The organism is Candidatus Bathyarchaeota archaeon, from assembly GCA_026014725.1.
Classification (GTDB): Archaea; Thermoproteota; Bathyarchaeia; order Bathyarchaeales; family Bathycorpusculaceae; genus Bathycorpusculum.
The window spans coordinates 182,246-208,416 of sequence record JAOZHV010000022.1; the positions used below are offsets into that span (position 1 = coordinate 182,246).

Annotated in this window: 25 protein-coding genes; 13 read left to right on the forward strand and 12 right to left on the reverse strand. The window is 44.3% G+C overall.

The features are described from left to right. Window positions 1–166: 166 nt before the first annotated feature. Together NWE95_03355 and NWE95_03360 are read left to right on the forward strand one after the other, a co-directional pair. Window positions 167–1,270 (forward strand): DUF87 domain-containing protein, encoded by a 1,104-nt coding sequence (locus NWE95_03355; protein MCW4002934.1) that lies wholly within the window; start codon window positions 167–169, stop codon window positions 1,268–1,270. An 84-nt stretch (window positions 1,271–1,354) separates the two neighbouring features. After that, entirely contained in the window at window positions 1,355–1,786 is a 432-nt protein-coding gene (locus NWE95_03360) for an FxLYD domain-containing protein (GenBank protein ID MCW4002935.1), read from the forward strand. Window positions 1,787–1,836: 50 nt separating this feature from the next. On the opposite strand, the gene NWE95_03365 is transcribed toward NWE95_03360, so the two are convergent. The 6 genes from NWE95_03365 to NWE95_03390 all read right to left on the reverse strand — a co-directional run bounded on the left by NWE95_03365 (window position 1,837) and on the right by NWE95_03390 (window position 6,760). Then, the gene (locus NWE95_03365) at window positions 1,837–2,292 is read right to left on the reverse strand and encodes a hypothetical protein (GenBank protein ID MCW4002936.1); all 456 of its coding nucleotides are present in this window, start codon (window positions 2,290–2,292) and stop codon (window positions 1,837–1,839) included. Further along, on the reverse strand, window positions 2,282–2,779 hold the full coding sequence (locus tag NWE95_03370; GenBank protein ID MCW4002937.1) for a hypothetical protein: 498 nt from the start codon (window positions 2,777–2,779) through the stop codon (window positions 2,282–2,284). The genes NWE95_03365 and NWE95_03370 overlap by 11 nt, the downstream gene beginning before the upstream one ends. Before the next feature lie 6 nt (window positions 2,780–2,785). Beyond that, window positions 2,786–3,637 carry a type II secretion system F family protein gene (locus NWE95_03375; GenBank protein ID MCW4002938.1) on the reverse strand — a complete coding sequence of 284 codons (852 nt, stop codon included), beginning with the start codon at window positions 3,635–3,637 and terminating at the stop codon, window positions 2,786–2,788. A gap of 7 nt (window positions 3,638–3,644) precedes the next feature. Next, complete coding sequence (locus NWE95_03380; GenBank protein MCW4002939.1) at window positions 3,645–4,526, reverse strand: type II secretion system F family protein; 882 nt, start codon at window positions 4,524–4,526, stop codon at window positions 3,645–3,647. After that, window positions 4,519–6,159, reverse strand: a complete 1,641-nt coding sequence (locus tag NWE95_03385; protein ID MCW4002940.1) for a type II/IV secretion system ATPase subunit — start codon at window positions 6,157–6,159, stop codon at window positions 4,519–4,521. Before NWE95_03385 ends, NWE95_03380 begins: the two co-directional genes overlap by 8 nt. A gap of 118 nt (window positions 6,160–6,277) precedes the next feature. Next, on the reverse strand, window positions 6,278–6,760 hold the full coding sequence (locus NWE95_03390; protein MCW4002941.1) for a hypothetical protein: 483 nt from the start codon (window positions 6,758–6,760) through the stop codon (window positions 6,278–6,280). Window positions 6,761–7,009: 249 nt separating this feature from the next. Between NWE95_03390 and NWE95_03395 the strand changes: the two genes are divergently transcribed. The 3 genes from NWE95_03395 to NWE95_03405 all read left to right on the forward strand — a co-directional run bounded on the left by NWE95_03395 (window position 7,010) and on the right by NWE95_03405 (window position 8,749). Further along, window positions 7,010–7,660 (forward strand): RAD55 family ATPase, encoded by a 651-nt coding sequence (locus tag NWE95_03395; GenBank protein MCW4002942.1) that lies wholly within the window; start codon window positions 7,010–7,012, stop codon window positions 7,658–7,660. 84 nt (window positions 7,661–7,744) lie between these two features. Beyond that, the gene (locus NWE95_03400) at window positions 7,745–8,005 is read left to right on the forward strand and encodes a hypothetical protein (GenBank protein ID MCW4002943.1); all 261 of its coding nucleotides are present in this window, start codon (window positions 7,745–7,747) and stop codon (window positions 8,003–8,005) included. A gap of 204 nt (window positions 8,006–8,209) precedes the next feature. Next, entirely contained in the window at window positions 8,210–8,749 is a 540-nt protein-coding gene (locus NWE95_03405) for an NYN domain-containing protein (GenBank protein ID MCW4002944.1), read from the forward strand. An 88-nt stretch (window positions 8,750–8,837) separates the two neighbouring features. Here NWE95_03405 and NWE95_03410 read toward each other — a convergent pair whose 3' ends face one another. After that, the gene (locus tag NWE95_03410; protein MCW4002945.1) at window positions 8,838–9,431 is read right to left on the reverse strand and encodes a hypothetical protein; all 594 of its coding nucleotides are present in this window, start codon (window positions 9,429–9,431) and stop codon (window positions 8,838–8,840) included. A gap of 187 nt (window positions 9,432–9,618) precedes the next feature. On the opposite strand from NWE95_03410, the gene NWE95_03415 reads away from it, so the two are divergent. Next, window positions 9,619–10,974 (forward strand): hypothetical protein, encoded by a 1,356-nt coding sequence (locus tag NWE95_03415; protein ID MCW4002946.1) that lies wholly within the window; start codon window positions 9,619–9,621, stop codon window positions 10,972–10,974. A 152-nt stretch (window positions 10,975–11,126) separates the two neighbouring features. Here NWE95_03415 and NWE95_03420 read toward each other — a convergent pair whose 3' ends face one another. Beyond that, window positions 11,127–15,248, reverse strand: coding sequence for a S8 family serine peptidase (locus NWE95_03420; protein ID MCW4002947.1), 4,122 nt, complete (start codon window positions 15,246–15,248; stop codon window positions 11,127–11,129). Between the two features lie 194 nt (window positions 15,249–15,442). On the opposite strand from NWE95_03420, the gene NWE95_03425 reads away from it, so the two are divergent. From NWE95_03425 to NWE95_03435, 3 genes are all read left to right on the forward strand, one after another. Then, entirely contained in the window at window positions 15,443–16,105 is a 663-nt protein-coding gene (locus NWE95_03425; protein MCW4002948.1) for a DUF4956 domain-containing protein, read from the forward strand. A gap of 68 nt (window positions 16,106–16,173) precedes the next feature. Beyond that, window positions 16,174–16,884 (forward strand): lamin tail domain-containing protein, encoded by a 711-nt coding sequence (locus NWE95_03430; protein ID MCW4002949.1) that lies wholly within the window; start codon window positions 16,174–16,176, stop codon window positions 16,882–16,884. Next, on the forward strand, window positions 16,885–17,628 hold the full coding sequence (locus tag NWE95_03435; protein MCW4002950.1) for a polyphosphate polymerase domain-containing protein: 744 nt from the start codon (window positions 16,885–16,887) through the stop codon (window positions 17,626–17,628). Between the two features lie 19 nt (window positions 17,629–17,647). Here NWE95_03435 and NWE95_03440 read toward each other — a convergent pair whose 3' ends face one another. After that, window positions 17,648–19,585, reverse strand: a complete 1,938-nt coding sequence (locus NWE95_03440) for a carbohydrate-binding domain-containing protein (GenBank protein MCW4002951.1) — start codon at window positions 19,583–19,585, stop codon at window positions 17,648–17,650. Between the two features lie 340 nt (window positions 19,586–19,925). Between NWE95_03440 and NWE95_03445 the strand changes: the two genes are divergently transcribed. Then, complete coding sequence (locus NWE95_03445) at window positions 19,926–22,418, forward strand: PQQ-binding-like beta-propeller repeat protein (protein MCW4002952.1); 2,493 nt, start codon at window positions 19,926–19,928, stop codon at window positions 22,416–22,418. A 5-nt stretch (window positions 22,419–22,423) separates the two neighbouring features. On the opposite strand, the gene NWE95_03450 is transcribed toward NWE95_03445, so the two are convergent. Beyond that, window positions 22,424–22,546 carry a hypothetical protein gene (locus NWE95_03450; GenBank protein MCW4002953.1) on the reverse strand — a complete coding sequence of 41 codons (123 nt, stop codon included), beginning with the start codon at window positions 22,544–22,546 and terminating at the stop codon, window positions 22,424–22,426. A 109-nt stretch (window positions 22,547–22,655) separates the two neighbouring features. Between NWE95_03450 and NWE95_03455 the strand changes: the two genes are divergently transcribed. Next, the gene (locus NWE95_03455) at window positions 22,656–22,865 is read left to right on the forward strand and encodes a hypothetical protein (protein ID MCW4002954.1); all 210 of its coding nucleotides are present in this window, start codon (window positions 22,656–22,658) and stop codon (window positions 22,863–22,865) included. A gap of 61 nt (window positions 22,866–22,926) precedes the next feature. Here the strand turns inward: NWE95_03455 and NWE95_03460 are convergent, their stop codons facing one another. After that, window positions 22,927–23,601, reverse strand: coding sequence for a GDSL-type esterase/lipase family protein (locus NWE95_03460; GenBank protein ID MCW4002955.1), 675 nt, complete (start codon window positions 23,599–23,601; stop codon window positions 22,927–22,929). Between the two features lie 208 nt (window positions 23,602–23,809). Here NWE95_03460 and NWE95_03465 point away from each other — a divergent pair, with 208 nt between their 5' ends. Continuing rightward, window positions 23,810–24,658: a hypothetical protein gene (locus tag NWE95_03465; protein ID MCW4002956.1), complete on the forward strand. Its 849-nt coding sequence runs from the start codon at window positions 23,810–23,812 to the stop codon at window positions 24,656–24,658. Here NWE95_03465 and NWE95_03470 read toward each other — a convergent pair. Further along, the gene (locus NWE95_03470) at window positions 24,655–25,128 is read right to left on the reverse strand and encodes a GNAT family N-acetyltransferase (GenBank protein MCW4002957.1); all 474 of its coding nucleotides are present in this window, start codon (window positions 25,126–25,128) and stop codon (window positions 24,655–24,657) included. The genes NWE95_03465 and NWE95_03470 overlap by 4 nt on opposite strands. A gap of 206 nt (window positions 25,129–25,334) precedes the next feature. On the opposite strand from NWE95_03470, the gene NWE95_03475 reads away from it, so the two are divergent. Continuing rightward, the gene (locus NWE95_03475; protein ID MCW4002958.1) at window positions 25,335–26,102 is read left to right on the forward strand and encodes a hypothetical protein; all 768 of its coding nucleotides are present in this window, start codon (window positions 25,335–25,337) and stop codon (window positions 26,100–26,102) included. Window positions 26,103–26,171 lie beyond the last annotated feature (69 nt).

Genomic DNA, 26,171 nt, shown 5'->3' on the forward strand with positions numbered 1-26,171 from the left:
ATGTTTAAACAGCCTAGCGCTATCGTCCTATTTAAGAGTAAATGGAAGAATTTTCTATTCCACAAACAAAAATATGTCCCTAAAACAACCCAACAAACCACCAACAGAGCGATAACTTAAAAGAAACAAACAACAACAATAAACACAAACAAGAAGTGCCCCAACCATGGAACCAACAAACACCCACATAAAAGAACACTACGGCCTCATAACAAACGACACCCGCACAACCCAATTCAACTTCCTCATCAGCCCCCCAAAAAACCGCCAACCACCCCAAAAACACGACCTCGTAATCATCGACCACCCAACCGAAGGCGAAAACACCCAAATCATAGCCGAAATCACAGAAATCAACAGCTACGAAGAAATCGCAGGCACAACCATAGGCGAACGCATCGGCAAACTCTTAGCCACAACAAAAATCCTAACCGCCATCAACACAACACAACCAAACCAACCCACCAAACCCCTCCTCACACCACCAAACCCAGGCAGCCGCGTCTACATGCCCTACAACCACTTCATCGAAACCCTCTATAAACAAGCACCAAACGGCAAACCCTACCAAACCCCACTCCACATAGGCAAAACAACAACCACAGCCATAACAAACCAAAACACAAACCAACCAATCAACATACACATAGACCAACCCCACCTCACAGCAACGCACACGCTCATCTCAGCCACAGACGGCAACGGCAAAACCACCCTATCCAAAACCATAACCACCCAACTCCAAAACCAAACCACCACCATCATAGACCCAAACAACGAATACACAACCAAAAACACCCAAACCACCCCAGCCACCACCGAACCCGCAGCGATTATTAAAAAAATTAAGCCAAACCAAACCCTCACCATAACCGCAGAAAACCAAACCCAAACCCAAAAAACACAAAACTACACCAACATACTGCACACAATCGCGAAAGCCACAGCCGAAAAAACCACACCGCCAATGCTGCTCATCATCGAAGAAGCAGACACCCTGCCCGCACAGGCACTTTTGGAAGTCACAACGCCCAAAAACGGCATCGCAGCCATCCTCATCACTAACCACCCAGCAGCGCTACACCCAAAAATCCTAAACCAAACCCAAACCCAACTCATCGGCAAAACCACCAACCCCGCCGATTTGGCAATTATGCAGAACATGATTAAACCAAACACCCAAGACCTCACCGCACTGGGCAGAGGCGAATTCATCTTAGCCAGCACAAACATAATTTACCCAACAAAAATACACGCCACCCCACCCTAAACCCCGCCAAACCGCCTGTAGCACTGCTCCACAAACGTTTTATTCCAAACTCCAAATACCACTCTACCAAAGAGTGAAACACTTATGAGCACCCAAAAAAACATCTCGCGCAAAGTCCTAGCCAGCGCCGCAATCATCATAATCGCAACCGTTGCCATAGCCGCAGTTATAGTCACCTATTACTGGCCCTCACCCCAAACCAAACCAACCAACGGAAACGGGGCAACAGGCGAACCTAACCTAGTCAGCACAAACTTCCAATACACGGATAACCGCACCAACCCACACGCGCCGTTCCTGCGCGTAACAGGCACCGTCACAAACAACGGCAACGCCACAGCAAACAACTGCTTCGTCCACGTCAACGCGATTCGAAGCGGCAACGAAACCGCTATCGACACCACACAAGGCTTCAAATCGCTAGAACCGGGCGAAAGCACCCAAATCGACATGGAGTTCCCGTACACGGGCGACGCGCTGATGGCTTACAACGCGGTTCTGGAATGGACAAACTAAACAAATTTTCTCTTATTTTTCTTTGTACCTAAAACTTAGACAATAACTTACTACCGTACAATCATTTCTACCTTAATGCCCAGCGTGTTAACCACAGCCAACCTGTCACCAACGCCAACCACAGGTGTCGAAGTGGGATTTCCATCAACAGTTCTGAAATCGAGAGTGTTAAAGACAATCGTTGAATAGTTTCCAGCCGCTACATATCTCCCGTTCAATTCTGCATAATAATGCCCATTACTCTTCGCTACCCACAACCGATACAAGGAAATATCCGAACCCTTCGCCGTCACATTAAGCTGCTGATTCGCGTAACTCAGCTCCATGCCTGCATTCATCTGCTTAAGATGCATCGCATTCGCATCCTTCACGGCAGCGTCATGCCACAAATACACGTTCGTAAACAAAAACATCAAAATAATTATGAACAGTATCGAACCAATAACTTCAGCAGTGCCCCTGCGATCAGCAAGGAACCTTAGTTTAAACATTCCCTTACGGCGCATAGTAGTGACTCACCTCAAAACTTGAACTCCTCATCGTAACAACCTTAAAAGTGTACGTTTGCCCACTCACAAACTGCTTAGGCGCCTCCCAACTGCACAGAAACGTAGCTGACTTCCCAGCCTCAACGGTCTGCTCATTAAAGTTAATTGTACCCCCGTTACTGCCTGCATCATCTTTAACGTTAATTAACGGTGAACCGTTAACGAAAATAGTGGCAACCTCAAAATCCACGTCAGTGCCCAAGTTCGCCCGCGTTCCAGCATTATACACTGTAATCTGCACCGCATGCTCATCCCTTATCCATATGTCCTCAACCGTGAGGTGCTCCAGAACTGAGCCACCCACGCCTGCCTGGTAAGTCTGCGAGTAAAAAGCCACATACCCAAACAGTATGCTCATCCCTATCATAACAACCATAATCATCAAAATCGTAGAAACAACCGTGGAAAGCCCACGCCTACTCCTACCAAACCCTCGCAACACCATCCTCTTTCAACCTCCCATCCAATTCGGCGGAATCGTAAAAAAGAACAGCACGTACCCCACCACACTAAGAATAATCGCGTGTTTTAACCCGCCAGCCACACGGCGCTCGCCAAGTTTGCCAGCCATCAACCCGCCCGTCACCGCAGACACAAGCATATCTCGGTAAAAGAAATCTTTAAACCCGCTGATGCTGCCGATGGAAACTTGATTCATAATCTGCGGTGCGCCTTGCATGGGAGCAAAAAACGACTGCACCAGCAGAATCGACGTTACGATGAACACAAAGAACGCTGCGTAAACAATAACCACGTAAGGTTTCATCTGAGCGCTGGTTTCCTTATCGATCTCCTTCATTTCCTCCATGAAGCCAGATGTGGCAGTGAACACTTTCTTTATGGTGCCTCCTGAGCGGCTGGCTTCTAAAACCAAGGCGCAGAACCGATTTACAATCGGCGAATTAATGTTTTCTTTAAAGTTAGTCAAAGCATCCTCAAACGATGTTCCCCATGACATCTGAACCGTAATCTTACGCACCTCATCAGCCAAGGGACGCCCGACCATGCGGTTATCTACGACTTTCTCAAATGCTTTAATCAGCGTCAAGCCAGTCTCCTGTGACTCGGCTACTCCGCGCACCAGCAGCGGCATCTGGTCTTCGATAGCTTCAAGCCACCGCTGATTCTCATAATCCAAAATCGCAGAGGGAATAATAACTGCTAAGATTGAAAAGAAGAACAATTCATTAGCGTAAACAATCGTGTCAGGCCACAGGATAAACAGCAAAAGCACTGTTGCAAGAACGGCAACCACCGAAGTAGCCGCAACAATCTTTCTGGTTTTTAGTGAAATCTTGCGCATTTTTTGTTTACCTCGGTGGAGTCATTGAGTCAACCAGCAGTATCATCATGCCTACGCCAGCGGGTGTAACGACAAAAGTTAGAAGTGTTAAAACAACTTCGGGGTCTAAGTTGCCCATCATGGCGGCGCCGCCGCCTAAAAATGACATTATCGTTAGCATGACTACAAGGGCCAGTGGCAGGGCAATCATGAAGCTGACGTAAACCTCTGCCATGCCGCCTAAGGATTCTAAGAAGCTCTTCATGGAAGACATGCGGGCTTTCTTGAATTTGTCTGATTCATCACGCAAATACGATGCTAAGTCGCCGCCCATGTGTGAGGTAGTGACTACTCCGTCAAGTAAGGCGGCAAAGCGTTTAGAAGGGGAACGCTTGGAAGCATTTTTTAATGCGCCGTTGAGGTCTAAGCCTAACAGTTCGATGTCGCCGATGGTTCTTCGCATTTCGGCGCCTACGCCGAATTCGTCTCCTACGTTTGCTAGTGACCTGAAGATTCGTTCGGGAGGCATTCCTGAGCTTGCAAGAACTGCCATAAAGTTGGCGGTTAGAGGTAGGTTTGCATCTATTTTTCTTGCTCTTGAGGATATGGCAAGTGAAGGGTACAGTATGCATGTGACTGCTGCAAGCATGGCCGAGATGAATCCTGTAAAAATCGACAGCACTATTGCTGAGAGAATGGGAAGGGCTATGGATGAAAATAGTAAGCTCAATACTAATGTTATGACGCCTGCTAGGAGCGAGGCGAATGCAATTAGTCCGATGTATGCTTGGAAGGTGATTTTGATACTGGCTTTAGCTAATTTTTCTCTGAGGTTCTCTAGTTTTGAGGTAAAAAAGTAAGGAACGTGGTTTGATAAGGTGAGAAATAGTGCCAGTAGTTGCTTATTCATCCTTCGCTACCTCTTGTAGGATGCGATTAGGATTCTCAAGGTAGGACCTGATTATGTTGGAGACGTCTCGGTAGTTGCGCACGTTCTTTTTAACCATCCACTCGATTACTTTGGCTCTTCTTTGCAGTTCTTCGGTTGCTTCCTCGGTTGTTACGCCTTTCTTTTCAGCGATTTTTTCTAGGATGTAGCTTCTTCCAGTGTAATCGAAGGTGTCGTTGGTTGGGTTCCATCGGTAGACTTCGTTTGTTAGGATTTCGCCTGAGCGTGGGTCAAGGCCAACGATTTCTGATGTGGCGACTGTTTTTCTGACTGGTTTGCCTGCGGTTTCTACTCGTTTTTGGACGAGGATGATGTCGATGCCTGCGATGAGTGTTCGTGGGATGTTCATGGGTGCTGATTCTAGTCTGTACACGGTGGATTCTACTGATTCTGCGTGGACGGTGGACATGCCTAGGTGTCCTGTGCTGACGGCTTGGAATAGTGTGTAGGCTTCGGCGCCTCTGATTTCGCCTACGATGATGTAGTCTGGTCTTTGTCTTAACGAAGCCTTAAGCAGGTCAAAGAGTGTTACGTCTGCGGTTTCTGTTGATAGTCCGAAGTGTGTTCGGGTTGCTGCTGGAATCCAGTTTTCGTGTGGTAGGTTCAGTTCGGGTGTGTCTTCGATTGATACGACTTTTAGGTCTGGTTTGATGAACATGCTTAAGCAGTTTAGTAGTGTGGTTTTGCCTGCGGCGATTCCTCCTGCTACGAGTATGGATACGCGGTTTTCTACGGCGTACCAGAAGAAGGCTGCCATTTCTGGTGAGAGGCTTTCGAATTTGACTAGGTCTGTGACTGTGAAGGGGTCGAGTTTGAATTTTCTTATGGTGAAGGTTGAGCCTTTGCGTGTGACTTCGCTGCCGTAGGTTAGGTTGATTCTGCTGCCGTCGGGTAGGCTTGCGTCGAGTAGTGGTTGGGCTATTGATACGTGGCTTCCGCACATGTAGGCTAATCGTAGGGCGAATGAGTCTAGTTCTTCGGCTGTGTCGAATTTTATGTTTGTTGGGATTGATTCGAATTTGCGGTGCCAAATGTACAGTGGTACGTTGACTCCGTCGCAGGAGATGTCTTCGATTAGTTGGTCGCCCATGAGGGCGTCGATTTTTCCAAAGCCGATGTTGTCCCTTAGGATGAAGTAGATTAGTTTTTTTCTAGTTTCAGCATCCAGTTTGAAGGCGTATTGGTCAAAGATTTCGTTGCATCTTTGCACTAGGTAGTCGGATGCTGCTTTTTTGGTTTGTAATTCGGTTAATTTTAATTCTAAAACTTCGTTTAGGATGCCTTTTAGGCGCTTGAGATTCACAATATCTGTTGGGGAAAGTGTGGGTTCTACTACTGTGTAGGTTACGTTTCCTTTTATGAGGTCTCGGACGATGTTTATGTAACTGAAGGGAGGATTAATCGGGTAAGTCTCTAAGATTTCTACGTCAGCAGGCAACAAAGCCTCGGGTTCCAGCATTGCTACTGCTGGCTGCTCTTGAGGTTTAGTCTTGGGCTTTTTGAGCCTAAAAGATCTACTTTTTTCAGGTTCTGCGTTTTGCGGAGTTTCCTCCGTTACGACAACCTGTTTTTTCTTGCCGAACAGACTTCTCATGTTACTCCTCTTTGGTATCACTTAATCCCCTCTCAAATTAGCGGTAGCATATATGTTCTTTTCTAAATTTTTAAATAAAAAGGAAAAAAGATGACTGATTTGTTTCAGCGATTCACTCTTATGGAGTTGGTGTTGGAGTTGGTGTTGGAGTTGGTGTTGGAGTTGGTGTTGGAGTTGGTGCTGGAACTACTTTTGATATTTCGCTGTATGTTCCGCTTTCGGTGGTAATTTTGATGGTTATCATGTCACCAACGGTATATGGACCATTTGCGCCGAGAGGAATTCCTTCAGTAGCACCAGTGTCTACGGGTTTGTTAAGCTCGTCTCCGATTTGTACACCCTCAATGTACACATAGTCGAGTGTAACAACACCGTCACCAACGTTCTGAACATATACAGTAGTCACATCGCTGTTTGCAACATCGAAAACAACGCTTTGTATTTGTATTGCTTGACCTGTCTTAGCGGTTTGGAATCCCATGTACCCCATAACCCAAGCGTATGCAACTAAAGATGCAACGACTGCAACAGCTATCATTAATAGCACTGAAATGACTGGTGAGATCGCTTTAACATTTTTGCGGATGTTTCTAAATTTCATATTTTTTTGCTCTCCTTTCTCATTTATTATGTATTGCCTTTTGATACTAAGGTAGAAGCGGTTGCTTAAAAAGGCATATGCAGAAATTCTCTATCCAAAACCGATATACTTCATACCAAAAAACAATACAAACAAACCAAAAAACAAGACAAAAAACAACCACCAACCCAAAAAAACCCCACAAAACGCTTAATTCAAATTAACAACACATATAACAAACCACCCACCAAATAACTAAGAGAAACACACATGAAACTAATCAAAACAGGCATCGCAGGCCTAGACGAATTCCTAACAGGCGGACTCCCACCCAGAATCCTACTCCTCACAGGCACACCAGGCTCAGGAAACGAAATCTTCGCCAAACAAATCGCCTACACAAGAGCCAAACAAAACCCCATAACATACTTCACCGTAAACACATCATTCGACAGCATAAGAGAAGACATGAACGCCTACAACTGGGACATAACACCATTAGAAACCAACGGAAACTGGAAATTCAAAACCCTACAAAAAACAAACGACCTCGCACAAACCATAACCGAAGAAATCAAACAAAAAAGAACCATAATCCTCGACTCACTCTCAGAAGTCCTCTTCACACGCAAAACCCAAGAAGCAATAGACCTCCTCACCGAAATGAGCCACCAAAACAAAAACACCGAAAACTTCCACCTACTCCTCCTAACCGAAGGCATGCAAGACCCAAACGCAGAAACAGCCATGCAACACTTCGCCGAAGGCGTCATAAACTTCAACACAACATGGACAACCGACAACACAAAAAGAGACATACTCATCAGAAAACTCAAAGGCTCATTCATCCCAAACCGCAGACTACCCTACTCCATAACCAAAAAAGGCTTCGTCATCGAAACAGCCACAAGAATCTCATAACACACACCCTTTTACATATTTCAAATACAGATTCCAAATTCCGAACCGTTATTACGAAACCCGACATATTCCAACCGATGATATATGCACGTCATACACAACAGCTGGAAAGAACTCGCACACGACTGCATCCTAATCATGCTCGTATGCGGCACAATCGGCATAGCAGTAAAATTCGTAACATTCTTCAACCACTGGGTCTACTTCCCATCATTCCCAAACGTACTAGACTCAACATTCCTAATCATATCAGTCGCATACCTAAGCTGGAGCTCACGCAAACCCAAAAAAACCCAAATCCAATACACCAAAACACAAACCACAAACAACCAAACACCACTCTAAAACACCCTCTCAATAAAACCCCATTATTTCTTAAAACATGCCACCATAGCATAATCTGTAGATTTGAAATACAGATTAGAATTTGGGAAAAATAACACAAACCTTATATTATGTACAATAAACAGTGTATACCGTGTATATTCTCCCTATTGTCCCCACGGGAACGATAGGCATTTATAATCAAACAAGCGTACTCTCTATTTTATGGGCAAAGCGGTCGTACTTATTGATGGCGGCTACCTAGCGAAAGTTTTAGAAGTAAAAGGCAGACCGCCCTTTAACTTTGAAAAGTTCTCAGATTTACTTTGCAGCAGAGCAAGTTGTGAACGAATAAGGACTTATTATTACCACTGCCGACCATACCAAAGTGACCCACCAACACCTGCTGAAAAAACAAAATATTCAGAATTTTCCAAGTTCGAAGCATATCTAAAGAAGATACCCCGACTAGATTTCAGACCTGGAAGACTACAACGTATCGGAACTACCTTTAAACAAAAAGGTGTAGACGTTTGTTTATCAGTTGATTTAGTCAAACTTTCTTGCAAAGGAATTATCGACAAGGCAATATTAATCACTGGAGACAGCGACTTCGTCCCAGCAGTCAACGTTGCGAAAGAAGAAGGCATTGTAACGATTCTTTACTACTCTAAAACCCCTCCAATGTATGTGCATAATGAACTCCTAGACGCATGCGACGAAACTTACGAAATAACTCAAGATATACTTGACCAATCCAAGTAACCCACAGACTTATCTCCCCAAATAGCCAACCAGCAGACGAAATAGACGAAGAAATACCAGAAACTCTAATAAAAAAAAGAAGATTAATTCATCTAGGCTTTACCGTTGCCCCGCTTCTCCACTCCGCAAAATTACCAACATACATACCCCAAAGCCTCAACTTCGGAGACACAACCCGAAGCAACGCTGGACTCGCAATCAAAACAATCGGCAAATTAAGCGCAAACGTAGGCCCCAAAACAACCAACGCCTCAGACGCACTAAACAGTTGAGGCAAAACCGTGTACTGCCAAAGAATATAACTCGTCCCAACAAAAAGACTAAACGCATACACACCTAAAAGAACAAACAGCCCCTTACGCTCACCGTTCTCAGCAGCACCCTTTGGCATAAGCACCCAATTAATCAAATAAATAATCAAAGCCACTACCGACTCAAAAACCCCAAGAAAACCCAAACCCTCCACAAAAGCACCACCGATGAACCCACCAATCATCGAGCCCACCAGCCCGCTCCAACCAAACCAAACAGGAAAAACACCCAACAAAATAATCGGCAAATAAAGAAGAGTAAAATGCGGCAAAGTAACAGACCAAGACAAAAAGAAAAACACAGCATAAAGCGCCGCTGTCATGGCAATTACTGAAGCACGTTTAGCACTACTATGTTTATACATCATCATAGACCAATCCTTTCCAATTCCATGTTACTGTAGCCTCCAAAAAAATAACATAAAAGCCTTCTTACCCGTAATACAAACGTAATACGACACTCTTAGCCACGCCACAGCAACCAACTCAAACGTTATAGGCAAGATGCACCAATAATCACTACACTCGGTTGAGCCATCAAACAGCGATGGTGAGAAAATGAGCGCAACCAACATCGAAAGCAACCAAAAATCCATCTCAAGCCGAACCAAACTGATGGCAATCGGCTTAGTGTTAGCCATCATCGGCTCCCTAATCTGCAGCTCCTACGAAAAAGCCACACTAACAAACTACACAGGCTTCGGCATGCTACTAGCAGGATTAGCCGCCTTCATCATAGGCATATTCGCCACAGCCGCAACATCACTACAAATCCGACTATGCGAACAAGACCCAGAAGCCAAACTCTTCAATCCTAAACTCCTGCTCGCCAGCGTCTGGTCCATAGGCATCGGCTTAGCCCTAACCGTCACCGGCTTTCTGCTAGGTACCCAATGGGCAGAAGGCACCATCCTAAACGACACAGGCTACGCACTGTTGCTATCTGGAGCAGGAGTCTTCATCGTAGGATTAACCGCCATGACCATAACAACAATAAAGGTTCTGCGCTCAGAAAAACCCCAAGCCACACAAATTAAACAACGCATACGACCCAAAAAACCAACCGCCAATTTCTTCCGCACACTCCTAGTCACCTTAGGTCTAATCCTAACCGTCGGCGGCTCCCTACTCGCTAACAGCTACGAAAAAGAAACCTTACTAAACTACGCAGGCTTCGGCATCCTCCTAACTGGAATAACCATCCTAAGCATAGGCATAACCCAAACAATCGTCATGATTTACAGAGAACGCTGGAAACTAAACGAAATCTACTGCGCCGAAAACGAACCACGCGTAGTCCTAGGCAGCATATGGGCAATCGGCATCGGAGCCATGCTAGCCATCAACGGCTCACTAATCGGCAGCTCCTTCGCAAAAACCACCATCCTAAACTACGCAGGCTTCGGCATGCTACTAGCAGGCATAGGCGTCTTCATCTACGGCTTATTCGAAACAGCCAGAATCTCAGCCATGGGCTACATAAACTACAAACGAACCCAAACACTCCAAGAACCATGCACCCCAAGACAGAAAACAAGCCCATCCCAAAAACTCAAAAACTTCGGCAGAAACCTCGTCAAAACAAGCGCCATCCTAAACCTCGCAGGCGTAATGACCGCACTAGGTTTACTCTTCTTTAGCCTCTGGCAACTAGACATCATCGTCTCAGGACCAGTATGGCACCAAAACCCAGACGGAACCGGCTGGTTCTGGCCAGGACCAGGCCCATACGCAAACAACTACTTCCAATGCTTCCTCTGGAAAACCACCATCGGAGAAGCCTACGACACACTATTCATGCTAATCTTCATATCCTTCATCATACTTTTCGCAAGCGCATTCTTCTGGCCAAGAGCCCGCCGACAAGAAAAAATAGAACCACCGACCGAAACCGCAGTTAAAAAAACAGAATAATGGTGAGTCTGTTCCTACTTAGCGATTGCAGAAAACCCCAATTGAAAGGGAGAGGGGCTCTTTCAACCGCTTCACAGGCGCTCCTCACCAACCGACTAGGCGCTTGCACGACTAATAAATTTTAGGGTAAACCAAAAATTGCATGCAAGAACCTATTGACCAACAGATTTTCGGCGCCTCTTTTGCACTAAAAAGCCACCCAAAATTAAAAGAACCACAACCAACGGTATCGACAAAAGCAACCACGAAAATTCTGCTATGGATGAAGACTGCACCTTGAAGACAATTGACACGTTATGCGTACTGAATCGCAGTGTGAACCAAACATAGTAATTGCCGGAGTCCTCAATGTAACCTTGGTCTTGACACAACTCATCGTCTACGAAAACCCTCGCCGATGTCCCAGCCTGTATCAAGCTTTTAGGAATAGTGATATTGCAGAACCCTGCCGTGCCATCTTCGCCAGCCAAAACAAACGACAACATTGCCGTGGATGAAGATTGATTCACTGTAAAGCGGGCACCAGATATTTGCGTAGCACTTATGTTTCCAGTAATGGCAAGGTTAACTGTTGCACCGTCCGCCGTTATCGCTTGAATAGTTGCTGAGCTTTGCGGCGAAGACGAAGACGGAGTCGGCGAAGGCGTTGGCGTGGCAGTTGCCGTTGGAGAGGGCTGCGGCGTAGCTGTTTGCGCTGGAGAGGCTTTTGCAGTTATGTTAATTAGCGCTGTTGCTGTTGCGTTGTTGCCAGCTGGGTCCTGCACAGTTAACGTTGCTGTGTAAGTTCCAGTTTGCGAGTAAGTATACACAATAGACGCCCCTTGAGCTCGGTTGCCGTCTCCGAAATCCCACATATAACTAACGATTCCGTTGCTGTCAAAACTGCCACTTCCATCAAAACTGACACGCAATTCTGTGGTAACCACTTGTTCATCCTTAATTTTTGCTGTAGGCGCAGTTTTATCCAACTTAATCTGTGTTACAATTTTATGCGGTACCTCTTCGTTACCGATTAAATCTACACTCCAATACTCCAACGTGTTATTACCACCTTCGATGGTGATTCGGGGCTGCCCATCAACGCTGAGGGTTTTCACTGTGCCATTATTTATCCTATAATAAGTTCCAGCTACCCCAAACGGTTCATTAACAGTAAGAGTAATCGTGAAATCAGCAGAATGCCACAAACCATCATAATCATCAATTGTTACAGGCGGAGTTTTATCCAAAAACCAAACCAGCATATTTTTCAACATAGCACCACAATCCGCATTGGAAGTCCAATCATCAACCCCATCACCGTTCCAGTAAACAACATTACCCGGAATACCTGCGGTTGCAATAATTTTGTCATATCCGTTGGCTAGCTTGGCAATCGTTGTCGCATTCTTAGCTGTGTCAGCTCTTGCCGCATCATTGTCTTGATAGAGACCTGTGATATGGTATCCTGCAGCGAATTTTCCATACGGACCATCCACTATTGGGTGGGAAGCATCCTGCACATACAAGTCAGGCTGGTTGTAATTGTCACCGACAGTTGATGAGCGGACGATGTTTGCCATTCTCATGTCGTTTGGGAATCCCAGCGAGTCGTGACCTGTAACTAGCAGGTTACCTCCAGAAGCTAAATAAGCGTTAAGGGCTGATTCCTCATTGCTTGTTATGGCGCGTTGATAGTTATAGAAAATCACCACGCGGTAACGCTGGAGCAAAGTCAGGTTTTCCGTATACAAGTAGACAGTATTGTTCTCGAAAATTTCATAATTCAGCATTAAAGTATCAAGAATTGGTACAATAGTCCAAAGCTCCGAATAATCAGATATTAAAGCAATTTTATCACTAACAGAGACCACCCTGCTCTTCACATTGTTTTGCGTTACCTCTTCGCTATTTACTGGTGCAACAAAAGCTGTAACGTTGTAGAGCGCTTCAATGGTAGGGTTCCAAGAGACACTGGTCTGGACAGATGAACCACTGGTTAAGCTGGCATAAGTTTTGCTACTAAAGAGTTCACCGTTTATGAAAATTTGAAGCACAACATCCGCTTCACTGCTCTGCCCAAAGTTATACACAGTCACATTAACAAGAGCCGTTTCCCCCACTTGCAAGCCCTTAGGCGTCTGCAAAGTAACAGCTATCTCATGCTGACTTCTGTTCTGAATAAAGGGAACATACCCCGAATTAGGCATCCAATCCCAGTCTGACCAAGCGTCACAGAAGGCGCAGTCAAAAAAGTCATCTGCTCCTAAATCCGATAGATTCACGCCTACAACAAAGGAGTTGGAGTTGTCTGGGGCATCAAGGTAAACTATGGGGATGGCAGTCTCAACATCAAAGAAACCAAGTGTATTGTTCCATTTCCAAACTGCTGGTCCTTCATCACCCACAAGAATCATATAATCTGTGCCCATGCTAGTTTTCTGCCCAAAGTAATATCCATCAGGCAAACCAGTGCGAAAGTTCTGGTCTACATCAATCAAAATTGAGACGTCAACATCGCTTTTCACCGTGCGCCATTGACGATAAAACTCAAGCTTAAAAAAAACTACACCCGATTGCAACTGACTATAACCAGCCTTCAGACCCATACCTTTTCCCTCATCTGGGTCAGTAGCAAGCAAAGTAAAGTTAGCCTCATTTGGCGGAGTCACCACGTTTAAATTGTGACTGAATTTGTTGTTCTCAATTAGTGTTTCACCAGAAACTGGAACTATCGCAAAAGTGACGTTATAAAGCCCCGGTGTGCTAGGCGTCCATGAAAGGGAAACAAGCGCGGAAGCACCTGATGCTAAAGAAGCCACGGTTGTAGAATTAACTAAACTACCGTTTGCAGACAACTCAATACGCACATTAAACTCGTTTCTGAACCCCCTATTGAAAGCTGTAAAATTGAAGGCTATCGGAATCCCTGTTTTAATAAACGTGCTTGGTGTTGTCCAATTAAGGGCAACTAGGTCGTGTTCAAGGGGGGTCTGCCCTACGGCATTTTTTGCGTTAATTCTTCCGTTACCATAGTAAATATCAAAACCTACTACGCCTAAGTCGTCGCTTGTGGTTTCCAGTTGGTAACGAACCAGATTTGCAGTCATGCCAGGGTACTGGCTCCAAATGAGCGCTGCAACTCCTGCGGCATGGGGACACGCCATTGAAGTTCCGCTCATGTATGCATAATTACGGGAATACCCTTTACTGTTTAATGTCACGGAATAGGTGGGCATGGTTGAGTATATCGAAACTCCCGGAGCTGCAACATCCACCCACTCTCCATACGTGCTGAACAAAGCTACAGCGTCAGATTCGTCAGTGGCTGTCACTGCAACCACATTATCATAAGAGCTTGGATATTGCAACTCGTTTTTACCTGTATTCCCAGCGGCGGCTAAGACGAGAGCGCCATGTTCGGTAGCGTAAGTGATTGCTTCATAGACGAGAGAACTTGATTCGTTGCTTCCCCAACTGTTACTGATAATTTGAGCCCCTTTGTCCACAGCATGTTTGATTGCCTTCGCTAAATTACTTGAGTAGCCGCTTCCATCTGCACCGAGAGCTTTTTCAGCCATAATGCGGACTTGCGCTAATCCCGCGATGCCTATTGAATTATTAGTTACTGCGGCGATTATTCCTGCACAGTGCGTTCCATGTCCATTATCATCAAGTGGGTTTGAGTCCTTGTTGACCCAATCATACCCTAAAGATACATAATTTGATTTTAAATCAGGATGATTATAATCAATGCCTGTGTCAATAATGGCTACCAGTATGCTTTGGTTGCCTGCTGTTTTATCCCATGCATAATCAGCCTGTATCTTTTTTGGTCCCCATTGAATACTCCAATATGTATCGTTTGGCACTGAATCAACCGTGAACAGGATGTTTGGTTCAACATAGTTTGAGAAACCTGAAGCTCTTAACTCCCCAGCAAGCGAAGATGCTGATTTCGCAGATATATTCACGACGATTGCATTGGATTTTCCCATTGAAACAGTATCGACGATTTCGCCGCCTTTCTCGCGTATAATTCTTGATAAGCCAGCAAAACTGTTAGATTTACTGCTGACGCCTATCACTAACTCAACTGAACTTTCGTTTTCAAAGTTTGCCTGAGAATTGACATCCCAACTCATCGAATAACGTGCTGGGTCATCTGCTGCGTTAACACTCTCAGCGGAACTAACTTGGGGCTCAAACGGCATGTTGGCAAGCGCAAAGTTACTAGTTAAAATCAAGGAAAGGGTCAATAGTGCTATTAGCTTGTAAACTCCAAGCTTTCCCATACCCCGATAATGAAGCGCTTGTTTATTAAAAGAATTATGGATTAGAAAGATACTTTGTATTTAACTCACAGTAGAATAGATTTGGGTATAATTTATTTTGGAGCAGGATGGATTTGGGCATAATTTGATATACTATATAGTTTTATTAGCTCAATACGCAAATACAGAAAATATCAAACGCAAGGTTGACATAAATGAGTTGGGAACAACTAATCACTGACTTCCTAAACCCTCCAAACACTTATCAATCGCTGACAATCGACAGAGTCCTCACAGCGCTACTGGTAGACTTTGCAATCAGCCTCCTAATTTTCTACATTTACCGAAAAACCTTCAAAGGAATTGTTTACACAAGAGAATTCAACGTAGGTCTGGTCCTAACGGGCTTAGTGGTAACTCTAGTCGTGTTGCCAATCAGCTCCAACATTGCCCTGTCACTTGGCATGGTTGGGGCTTTGAGCATCGTGCGTTTCCGAACAGCCATCAAAGACCCCAAAGACATAGTTTTCACTTTCTGGGCTATTGCAACAGGCATTATCTGCGGCGCAGGAGTTTACATGATTGCCATAGTAGGCGTGCCTGTAATCGCTCTTTTGCTTCTGGTGCTGGAACGGACAAGTTTTCGCGGTCCAGACCCGTACCTAATAGTGGTTCATTACACAAGTGACGCTGAATCCGCGGTTCAAGCTGCTATGCCAAAATACAAAATTCGCTCTAGAACAGCAAACGCTGAAGGCATAGAATTAATGGGGGAAGTTAGAATGAACTCAAAAGACGTGCCAAAAGTAGATGAACTACTAAAAATCAAAGGCGTAAAAGACACATCAGTTGTAAGCTACACCTCTGGCACAACATAGTAGCCGTAATCTTGCTGAGAAGAGAACAAATCAGAATATAGCAAAAACTGTCGTTTAGCTGGTGATAGATGACGAAAACAATCCAAGCGCCAATAGTTATGGTGATAGCGGTTTTGTTAGCGGCTGGACTATTAGTATTTACAAACCTAAGCAATGATTCCTCATCTACTGGTAATTCATCCGCTACTTCATCCACCGCCAACACGGCAGGTGGCCAATCATTAGTAGTGATTCCACAAGGCTTAGTTATCAACGAGTTTATGGCTGATAACGACCGAGCAGTTGAAAGCGTCTTTGGAGGACACCCAGACTGGCTTGAACTATACAACAGTGGAGACACATCAATAGATTTAAGCGGTATGTACCTTTCAGACAGCCTTTCAAAAGCCAGCTGGCGTTTTCCCAACGGAACAACGATTCTTCCACACAGCTACCTGATTATTTGGGCAGATGCTGATGCAGGTAGAGCGCAGCTTCAGACAAATTTTAACCTCAAAGCAAACGGCGGCGTGATAGCCCTCTATGCGCAAGATCGACAAACATTGATTGATTTTGTTATTTATCACAAGCAGATTAGGGATGTTTCGTATGGGCGGCTCCCAGATGGGGGTTCAAGTTGGGATTATATGACGAGTCCAACCGCAGGCAGAGCTAACGTTGCGAATCCAAGAAAGATTACGCTGGCTTCATGGGAAGTTTGGTTGTTCATCACTATTGCCCTCGCAATCTGCGTGGTTGCGGCATTTAAACATAAATTTCATTTCAGGAGGAAGAGATAAGTGGCTGGCGAAAAAGAAATTCACTTCAGACACGAACTAAAGCACTCTATTAATTTGCTACAGTATCAGGTTTTACAAAAAAAGCTCGCCACCCTGCTTACGCCTGACCCGAACATGGGAACAAAAAAAAGCTACAACATACGTAATCTTTACTTTGACGATTTTATGGAGACCGCTCTTTGTGATAAATCAGCTGGAGTTTTTAAGCGAAAGAAGTACCGCATGCGCATCTATAACCACAGTGATGCAGTAATTAAGTTTGAGCGGAAGTCAAAAGTTCATCAATACATTTTAAAAGAAAGCACTAGGTTAACGCGGAAGGAAGCTGACCAAATTATCTCTGGCCAGTTTGAGTTTATAGCAAACACCAAAGACCAACTGTTGAAGGATTTCTATGTAGAAACACGCAACAATCTAATGCGCCCTGTCACGATTGTAGAGTACGACCGTGAAGCTTACATTCACCCAGTCGGCAACGTAAGAATAACCTTTGACACCAATTTACGCGTAGACATCGGAACAGCATCATTCTTTGACGGCAACCTCAGCACCATGAGCGTGATTGATCAACCAGCCGTCCTAATGGAAATCAAATACAACGAGTTCATTCCCCAATACATCTGCGGGCTGTTCCCTGACACCATTAATCCACAAGTAGCCTTCGGCAAGTTTTCAATGTGCAGGACTCAAAAGAAATGCCAAGCAGGCCCTTCAGCCTGTCGAATACCCTCAAGTTACCATTAAACGCAGGTTAAAGGTCAAGTTAAAAAATAGGTTGAGTTTTACGAAGCGAAGTTACAACATTAGTTATTGTAAAGACAGGATTTGCCTTGGTTCCGGGGGTGTATGTTCCGCCAGAGTACAAGCCATCTACTGCTGTGCCTGTTGTGCTGCCGCCAGTGTAAACCTCATATGTTGTACCTTGTTTAAGGTCAGGTGAAGAGAACACAAAACACTTGTACATTTTTACTGGCTTAAAGGTAAAGATTTCAGCACCGCCACTGGTTCTTAGATGTAGCAGTGTACCTCCAGATTTACTTGAAGAAAATTCAAACAATACTGAATTTTGTGTTGATGAAGAATTTGGCCCAACTGCCATTCCAGCGCTCCCAACAGCCAGTATCCATCCGCCTGTCATTTTGAATCCGCCATAACCCCTTGGCGGAGGGAAATCGTGGTCAATCGCACTTTCCATGTCTGTAGTTGGACCATCCACAATTACTTTGCCGCCAGTCATTATGATGTCTCCGTTTGAATCAAGACCGTCGGTGCCTGAATTTACGTAGATATAGCCACCGTTGATGAAGAGATGGTAGTTTCCTGAACCGAACGTGTCTCCACCCCACCCTGGACGAGTGAATCCAGAACCATCCCTTCCTCCAGCAACGTTTATGCCATCGTCCCTTGAAACTATGTGAATATTGCCGTTGTTTATGGTTACATTTGCGCTTTCAAGTCCCTCAAAACATTTTGTAATTGCTATATCTCCGTTATTAATTACCAGTGAGTCGTCAGCATGCATGGCATCATCGTTTGTTTTAAGGTTAAATATGCCGCTGTTGATTGTTATGGTTCCATTAGAGTGAATAGCATCATCCGATGTGTCAATGGTAAAAGTTCCGCCGTCAATAACTAACTCAACAATTGCCTTAATTCCCTTTGTCGATACGCCTTGAACAACATTATTGCTGCTACCTCCGCCCGCGTACGCGGTGATTTGTCCATTCTGCATTAAAAAGTCACTTTGTGCATTAATCGCATCTTCTCCAGCAGTTATTTGTAAAACTCCGTTTTTTATCGTTATGTATCCTCTAGTGGCGTCTTTGGAATCTGATTTTAACCCATCTTTGCCAGCATTTAAATTGATGTTACCCTCTTTAACGACAACATAGTCTTTGCCTCTGGCTGCATCGCCTACAGAAGTTACGCTAATTTGACCGCCGCCAAGGATTAGACCATCGTTACTAGATATGCCATCATTATAATTTGCTTGAACAGTTAGTGCGCCCGCTCCATAAATGGTAAGGTCTGATTTGCAAAAAATCGCTCCCTTTGGTTCCCCCTCAGCATTAACAGTATACGAAGAACCATCTGTTATGTTGTTCTGTGTTCCTGCTTCCAGAATTATTACGGTTTTTTTGGCGTCCATAACAAATATTGGAGCGCTATTAGAACAGTAAATATTGACGTTGTTTAACAGCAACCGTACTGTTGCTTTATCAGCTGTATTCACGATTACTTGTCCATTAGTTAAAGAACCTTTTAACCTGTAAGTTCCAGCTGACGTAATTGTTACTTTGCCGCCAGTTACTGTTGCAACACTCGAGTTACTAACAGTTATTGAATTGCCATTTAACGTCACATCAACAACGTTAGCTTCATTCCACACATAGTCTGCCGCTTCTTCATGATCCGCTTCGTTAACGTGTGGTGGCGGTGGTTCGTCAGTGTTTATGGGGACTTCAATAGGTGTGGGATTTGTTGTTGGTGAGTTGCTGGATGAATCGGTGGGAGACGAACTTGGGTTGTTGTTAGTTGGTGTGGCAGTGGGAGTGAGAGTAGCATTTGAGCTATGGTCAGTCTCTTTAGGTTGGTTGGGTTGACTGGCAGGAGTAGCGAACATGAATTGGTATGTTACAAAAGAAGCCGCCAAACATGTGCATAAAACAAAAACAATAAGGATTTTTTTGTTCACATTCATCCTTCCGCTTAATAGTTTCTCAGGCTATAAAAATATTTCATAAATTGCTTCATGCTTTTTCTGCAAGAAACTTGCGAGCCATGCCTGATAGATACAAAAAGCTAAGAGACAAAATGAAATTTTATAGTTAAGGATGCGAAAAAGGCTCCTTATATGAATTATTCATGTGTGAACGAAGCAGTTGTTAATAAAATTAATACTTTTTGGCGTTTTTTTATGCAGAATTTTGGCATTTTTCCATTAATTCAGAGGGCGATCTTGCAAAACCTTTTAAGTATTTAGCGCTAACTACCTACGAGCGAAATCTATTTTCGCTCAATAAAAGTAAAGGAGAAAAAAAATGAAAACGCTAAACAAGACCATTGCGATCGCATTTACTCTTATGTTTGCTATAAGCACACTAATCATGTTCGCACCCTCGGCAGAAGCACAAGCTAACACAAAAGCAACATATGCCTATATTGGCGCTATACCAAACCCAGTTAACGTCGGTGGAGAGGTTCTAATTCACCTTGGAATCACAGACACCATCGGTTCTGTCGGCTCCGGTTGGGAAGGGTTAACTGTAACTGTTACTAAACCCAACGGCGATAAGGTGACATTAGGTCCATTTAAGACTGATTCAACAGGTGGAACAGGCACTGTCTATATTCCAGACGTTGCAGGCAACTATACACTCCAAACACACTTCCCTGAACAAAACTATACAACAACAAAGTACCTAGCCAGCAACAGTGAACTTTTAACGCTCCAAGTAATCGAAGGAACAATAGAGTATTACCCAGGCGTTCCTCTTCCAGAAGAATACTGGACTCGCCCTATCGATCCCCAATTCAGGGAATGGTACACGGTGGCAGGAAGCTGGTTAGTAGCCAGTCCTGAAAACCTCTATGTTCCTTACAACGACGCCCCAGAAACTGCACACGTACTATGGAATAGGCCACTTACGCTGGGCGGTCTCGTCGGCGGAGACGTTGGACTCAACAGTTCAATCAACTTCGGCCCGGTCGGTTTTGAAACTGGAGACGCATATCAAGGCAAATGGACAAGTCGATTCATCATCGCAGGAATCCTAATCTACACACACCACACAGCCGTTCGCCCACTTGAATACACAGCCATAAACCTACGCACTGGCGAAGTGCTATGGAAGACAGTATTCGGCGCTAACATGTCAATAACAATGTGCCAAACCTACTACTTCCAATCATACAACTACATGGGCACCTACTCATACATATGGTGTGTCTCTGGAACCACCTGGTATGGTTTTGACCCATTCGATGCAACATTAAAACTCACCATCACTAACGTACCTTCAGGAACTACAATAGTCGGTGAAAAAGGCGACATCTATCGTTGGAGCTATACCTCTTCAACACGTCGATTCATGCTGTGGAACCTAAGCGCACTCATTTCAATGGACGGCAGCTTCCTAGGTCCAGGACCATCAACATATAACGCGTCAGCAACAACTACGACTGGAGCACTAACAGCAGCCGCTCAACGCGCGTATGCATACAACTTCACGTTCCCAGAAGGAACCTACCTTGGTAGCGTCCAAAGAGTCTATCTGGGTGACAGAATCGTCGGCGCAAACCTAGCTAGAACTGCAGTCGACCTATGGGCCATAAGCTTAGAAAAAGGAAGAGAAGGAACAGTGCTGTTCAATAACAAATACACACCACCAGCATACTGGAATGAAGGCAACTTAACTATAAGCGGCTTTGCCGGTGGCTGGGTCGGTTGGAGCATAGAAGACAAAGTTGCTGTCATGTGGATTAAAGAAACACGAGAGCACTATGGCTTTAGCCTCGAAACTGGAAAGTACCTGTGGGGCCCAACTGAACCACAGCACTACTTGGACGCAATTGATGACTCGGCAGACGACGTTCGAAACATTGCCTACGGAAAACTATACAGTGCAAGTGTCGGCGGCGTAGTCTACTGCTATGATGTGAAGACAGGCAAGCGATTATGGGAATACCATGCAGTTGAACCCTACACTGAATACCTGTTCGCAAGCGACTGGTGGGTGAAACCACTGTTCATCACTGACGGAAAAATCTATGTAGCACACTGTGAACACTCAGCCAACCAACCCTTGCCAAGAGACGCTCCATTCATATGCCTTAACGCAACCGACGGCACTGAAATCTTCAGAGTTAACGGTATGTTCCGTTCAACTCGCTGGGGTGGACGCGCCATCATCGGTGACAGCGTTATTGCAACAATGGATACTTATGACCAACAAATATGGGCCATAGGTAAAGGACCAAGCGCCCTTCAAGTGAGCGCTCCAAGCGTTGAGGTTGTTGCAGGAAACAGCATAGTGATATCCGGCAGCGTTACTGACATCTCACCAGGCACTAAAGGCTATGATTTGCAAGCAAGATTCCCCAACGGTGTTCCGGCAGTTGCTGACGAAAGCCAAAGCGCATGGATGCGATACGTCTACAAGCAATTCCCATGCCCAGAAAACGTTACTGGTGTTGAAGTAACCCTAACTGCCATTGATCCTAACGGCAACTTCATCACACTAGGCACAGCTACAAGCGATGGTAGCGGTTCATTTGGCTTCCAATGGGAGACGCCAAATGTTCCAGGCAAATACACCATCACCGCAACCTTTGCAGGCTCTAAGGCATACTACCCCTCAGCAGCGAAAACTTATGCTGTTGTAGGAGCTGCCCCAGAACCTACTGTTGCGCCAACGGAGAAACCACCAACTGTCTCTGAAACATACTTTGTCCCTGCAATCGCTGGTCTGTTCGTAACAATCATTGTGATAGGCGCTTTATTGCTGCTAATCATGCTCAGGAAGCGCCCATAAACGGGTTAACCCCCCCCCACAACCTCTTTCCCTTTTTTCGTTTTTAATTCAATAAGGAAAAAAGGACTACCAAGCAAGCTTTTGGCAAATTTTAAAGTAAACCAAGATAAGGCTTTTAGTTTTTCCATGGTTTATTGTTTCTGTTTATGCAAATGTTTAAGTCAGTCGAATACATCTATGGTCAGGTTAATTCATCCGCTATTTTTCATAGCGTTAAAATTAGCAGGATATCAAGTTATGTCCCAAAGAAATACAATTCAAACTCAAATTAAATGTAGTGATTGCGGTAAAGCCGCCACTGTTCCTTTCAAACCAACAGCAGACAAACCAGTTTATTGTCGAGAATGTTTAGCTAAACACAGAACCAAGCGACCAACAGAAAGCAGAAATCAAAACGCGAATGTTGAGAAGCAAGCTTGGTCTAGGCGAAGAGAAAACTGGAAATAACGAGTTTCTTGGCGGGAGCTTAAAGCGGCTTAAACAAGGCAAAATTAGATAACTACGTATATTATCCAAGTAATGCTTTGTATACCTCGGAGGCTATGAGTGCAGCGCCATCGTTATTAGGATGTACCCCGTCAGCGCTCAAATAACTGGCATTATCACCGAAAGCGTTGTATACGTCAATTACTGGTAAATTTAACTCGGTTGCTATATTTTCTGTCATTGGAATTATTGTTTCGGAGTAGTATTCAGAGCTTAAATCTGGACTATTGCTGAAAATAGGCGGTGGCTTAGCAACCCAAATTTGTGGTTTACTTTCCAACTCTTGAAATGAGTTAACAAGCGCGATATAGTCGTCATCGAAAGTTTCATTGAAAGAATGTAACATCTTTAGACCATCGTTGGTTCCAAGCATAATAACAACTATATCTGGGCTGAAATCCTTGGCATCCTGAAATTCAGGCTGGTTCATGTAAGGTTTCCAAGATATACGTAAAACCGTCGATTCTCTAGAGCCGAAATTGCCGACTGTATAGTTACTGCCAAGCATCGTTTGAAGGTCACTAGGATATCCACTATCTTGGGTAATGCTGTCGCCAACACATGCAACCCTAATGGGAAAACTGCGAGAATTAATCTGGCTTGTCTGATTTTTTTGCATTTCATATGCTTGTAGAGTAATAGGCGTAATCAAGAAGGCTATTGTTACCGCAATTATGCAAAGCTTTTTTGCTTTCATGGGCGCCCCCATTACTCCGATTTTAAGGACATCAACCCGATACCGCTTGATTTATCCCTATCGGTCATCGCATCCAATATTTATTGTATAGACTCCTCACGAGCAACAATTTAAAACAAAAAAAACATGGCTTGCAGGGGGTGGACTTGAACCAAAATGCCAATGCCAATACATAATCTAAATACATTAAGAATGATACGTTGTGTTTATGGGATACCAACCTCCAAGAAAGTCGCCTAAAGGAGCAATCCGCACCTACAGAAAACCTCTTCATGAAAAAACCAAAAACAAAAGACAGGTCAGGCGACCTACACGGGAACAGCAACATCCTACAACAGAAAAAGAGGTTTTAGAAGCTACTCTTAGACGTCTTCACGTTTTGGGCAGCCAGAAGTTTGGTTCTTCTCCGTTCAGCGCGCATTTCGACCGCTGGCTATCCAACGTGGAGTCTGTGATAAACGAGTTTAAATCGCATTATAGCACAAGCGTGGATGACCAATTCATAGATGAATGCTCACAAACACTCGCGACTATCAAGCAGCAACTTGAAGAGAGACACCGCAGAGAAACTGTCCTTGACAAAGAAATAGGAAAGCTGACAGATTCCAGAGAGCGTCTGGCGAAAATTAGCAAGGAATACGTAGCCATGACAGGGGCACTTCGTAGACTAAAAAATCGTGAAGCCAAACGCCTCTACAAAATTATTGATGACTTAAAAAGTGAGCAGGAGAGAGTGATTCAGATGAAAACAGGCTTTTTCCACGGCATTTCTATGAAGCAAAGGGAACAGAAAGAAATGGAGGTAACCCAGCAATTAGCCGAAAAGCAGAGAGAATTAGAATTATTTATTTTGGATTGCAATACCAAGCTAAAGCTTCTTCGAGAGGAGTATGAGAGAAAGAGGGAGCCAGTGCTTGAGCGAATAAAGATTTTTCAGAAAAGCATTCGGAACATGGAGACGGATGCTTCCTTGGAGGAGAGATGGTTTGCTTGTAAAGCCCTCGTTGACTCAGTGAACAATTTTCTGCAGAGAAAAGCAGCCAAAACCTCGAGCTAAAAATTTTCTTTTTCTATCCGATACAAAAACCAATCCATGCGTTTGGCGCCGTTGTTTTCGTAGAATTCTTGCGCTGTCTTGTTCCACGTCAAGACGGTGAACTCTATTCTCCCGCATCCTTCACGTTTAGCAGTTTCTTTTAGGAAGTCAAACATTTTCTTGCCGACTCCTTGCCGCCTATATTCCTCAAGAACGAAAATGTCTTCCACATATAAAGTGGGTAGGGCAAGAAAACTGGAATAAGTAAAGAAAAAAATGACGTAAGCAACAGGTTTTTCACCGATTTTACCGATAAACGCTTCATATTTTGGTTTATCAGACAAGCAGTCTCTGCGCAACCTGTTTTTCGCCTCTTCATTTGGCGGCGCCAGTCGCTCATATTGGGCAAGTTTATCAATTAAACCCAAAAAACCCTCAAAGCTTTCTGAATCGACCTTTTTGATAGTTACTGAATTCTCTTCTTTATCCATGCATGTACTTGGATTCTTCCAGATAAAAAATTTCTGCAAGCACTCTGTATTCATCATAATAGCGAAGTCAGTCCTTGTTTTTTGGTGAATATTTGCTGATTTGAGGGCTTTACTGCCTTTTTAGGCACTCACGATAGGTGAGTGTGATTATTATTTAGAAATGAAATAATATCAATCAAATTCCGATAAGAAATAGGAGATAAAAAATGAAAAATAAAACAGGATACTTCACTGTGTTTGCAATGGCATTCTTGATGGCGTCTTTCGTTTTTGTTTCTATAACGGCGGCGGCAGGCTCGATTACTCTGAACCCTACAACACAAGCGAGAGGCGGGCAGGTAATAGTTACAGGTAGTGGTTTTGGGGCAACAAAACCCGTAGGTATAGGACTTGGACAAGAAATAACAGTAATCAACGAGGTACACAATATTCCTAATCCCACTGGTACTGGTCCGTTTACAGCATATATGAATCATGCTCCGATTAAGCCAGGTTCCTTTTTCTTTCACTGTAACGTCAGTTCAGATACTAACGTGGTAGAATCCACTTACACCGATAACGGCGATGGAACATTAACAAGCTCAAGCCAATACGCTATTGACCCCTTTGTAAATTATGTAACAGGCGCATTTGGCCGTTCCACTTCATCAGCATGGGATACCTATACTGTAGTGTTTACCGCTAACTACACTTATTACCAGTATGGTGTGACTCCCGTTGCTGGCGTGACTACAAGCGGAGCAGGCGCCTTCACAACCAACATCACCATACCCGATGTGGCTGACGGAAGCTATACTGTAACTGCTGTTGATACGCAGGGAAACAAGGGTGTTGCGACACTTGCTGTGAGCGGCGTTATTCCCGAGGGCTTCACACTCGTCTTTGTCATCATACTGTCTTCTGTTGCAGTAATGGCCAGCTACCTGTGGAAACGACCAAAAACAGCCACCGCCTCAAACTACACAAAACTGTAAAGACACTCTTTCCTCTTTTTTCTTTTAAGGCTACGAATAAGGCGTAATTAACTAGCAATTCAAGATATC

What these genes read in the sequence shown, in the direction of transcription:
- NWE95_03355 (MCW4002934.1), top strand. Translation starts at nt 167, where the DNA reads ATGGAACCAACAAACACCCACATAAAAGAACACTACGGCCTCATAACA.
- NWE95_03360 (MCW4002935.1), top strand. Translation starts at nt 1,355, where the DNA reads ATGAGCACCCAAAAAAACATCTCGCGCAAAGTCCTAGCCAGCGCCGCA.
- NWE95_03365 (MCW4002936.1), bottom strand. Translation starts at nt 2,292, where the DNA reads ATGCGCCGTAAGGGAATGTTTAAACTAAGGTTCCTTGCTGATCGCAGG.
- NWE95_03370 (MCW4002937.1), bottom strand. Translation starts at nt 2,779, where the DNA reads ATGGTGTTGCGAGGGTTTGGTAGGAGTAGGCGTGGGCTTTCCACGGTT.
- NWE95_03375 (MCW4002938.1), bottom strand. Translation starts at nt 3,637, where the DNA reads ATGCGCAAGATTTCACTAAAAACCAGAAAGATTGTTGCGGCTACTTCG.
- NWE95_03380 (MCW4002939.1), bottom strand. Translation starts at nt 4,526, where the DNA reads ATGAATAAGCAACTACTGGCACTATTTCTCACCTTATCAAACCACGTT.
- NWE95_03385 (MCW4002940.1), bottom strand. Translation starts at nt 6,159, where the DNA reads ATGAGAAGTCTGTTCGGCAAGAAAAAACAGGTTGTCGTAACGGAGGAA.
- NWE95_03390 (MCW4002941.1), bottom strand. Translation starts at nt 6,760, where the DNA reads ATGAAATTTAGAAACATCCGCAAAAATGTTAAAGCGATCTCACCAGTC.
- NWE95_03395 (MCW4002942.1), top strand. Translation starts at nt 7,010, where the DNA reads ATGAAACTAATCAAAACAGGCATCGCAGGCCTAGACGAATTCCTAACA.
- NWE95_03400 (MCW4002943.1), top strand. Translation starts at nt 7,745, where the DNA reads ATGCACGTCATACACAACAGCTGGAAAGAACTCGCACACGACTGCATC.
- NWE95_03405 (MCW4002944.1), top strand. Translation starts at nt 8,210, where the DNA reads ATGGGCAAAGCGGTCGTACTTATTGATGGCGGCTACCTAGCGAAAGTT.
- NWE95_03410 (MCW4002945.1), bottom strand. Translation starts at nt 9,431, where the DNA reads ATGATGATGTATAAACATAGTAGTGCTAAACGTGCTTCAGTAATTGCC.
- NWE95_03415 (MCW4002946.1), top strand. Translation starts at nt 9,619, where the DNA reads ATGAGCGCAACCAACATCGAAAGCAACCAAAAATCCATCTCAAGCCGA.
- NWE95_03420 (MCW4002947.1), bottom strand. Translation starts at nt 15,248, where the DNA reads ATGGGAAAGCTTGGAGTTTACAAGCTAATAGCACTATTGACCCTTTCC.
- NWE95_03425 (MCW4002948.1), top strand. Translation starts at nt 15,443, where the DNA reads ATGAGTTGGGAACAACTAATCACTGACTTCCTAAACCCTCCAAACACT.
- NWE95_03430 (MCW4002949.1), top strand. Translation starts at nt 16,174, where the DNA reads ATGACGAAAACAATCCAAGCGCCAATAGTTATGGTGATAGCGGTTTTG.
- NWE95_03440 (MCW4002951.1), bottom strand. Translation starts at nt 19,585, where the DNA reads ATGAATGTGAACAAAAAAATCCTTATTGTTTTTGTTTTATGCACATGT.
- NWE95_03445 (MCW4002952.1), top strand. Translation starts at nt 19,926, where the DNA reads ATGAAAACGCTAAACAAGACCATTGCGATCGCATTTACTCTTATGTTT.
- NWE95_03450 (MCW4002953.1), bottom strand. Translation starts at nt 22,546, where the DNA reads ATGGAAAAACTAAAAGCCTTATCTTGGTTTACTTTAAAATTTGCCAAA.
- NWE95_03455 (MCW4002954.1), top strand. Translation starts at nt 22,656, where the DNA reads ATGTCCCAAAGAAATACAATTCAAACTCAAATTAAATGTAGTGATTGC.
- NWE95_03460 (MCW4002955.1), bottom strand. Translation starts at nt 23,601, where the DNA reads ATGAAAGCAAAAAAGCTTTGCATAATTGCGGTAACAATAGCCTTCTTG.
- NWE95_03465 (MCW4002956.1), top strand. Translation starts at nt 23,810, where the DNA reads ATGGGATACCAACCTCCAAGAAAGTCGCCTAAAGGAGCAATCCGCACC.
- NWE95_03470 (MCW4002957.1), bottom strand. Translation starts at nt 25,128, where the DNA reads ATGGATAAAGAAGAGAATTCAGTAACTATCAAAAAGGTCGATTCAGAA.
- NWE95_03475 (MCW4002958.1), top strand. Translation starts at nt 25,335, where the DNA reads ATGAAAAATAAAACAGGATACTTCACTGTGTTTGCAATGGCATTCTTG.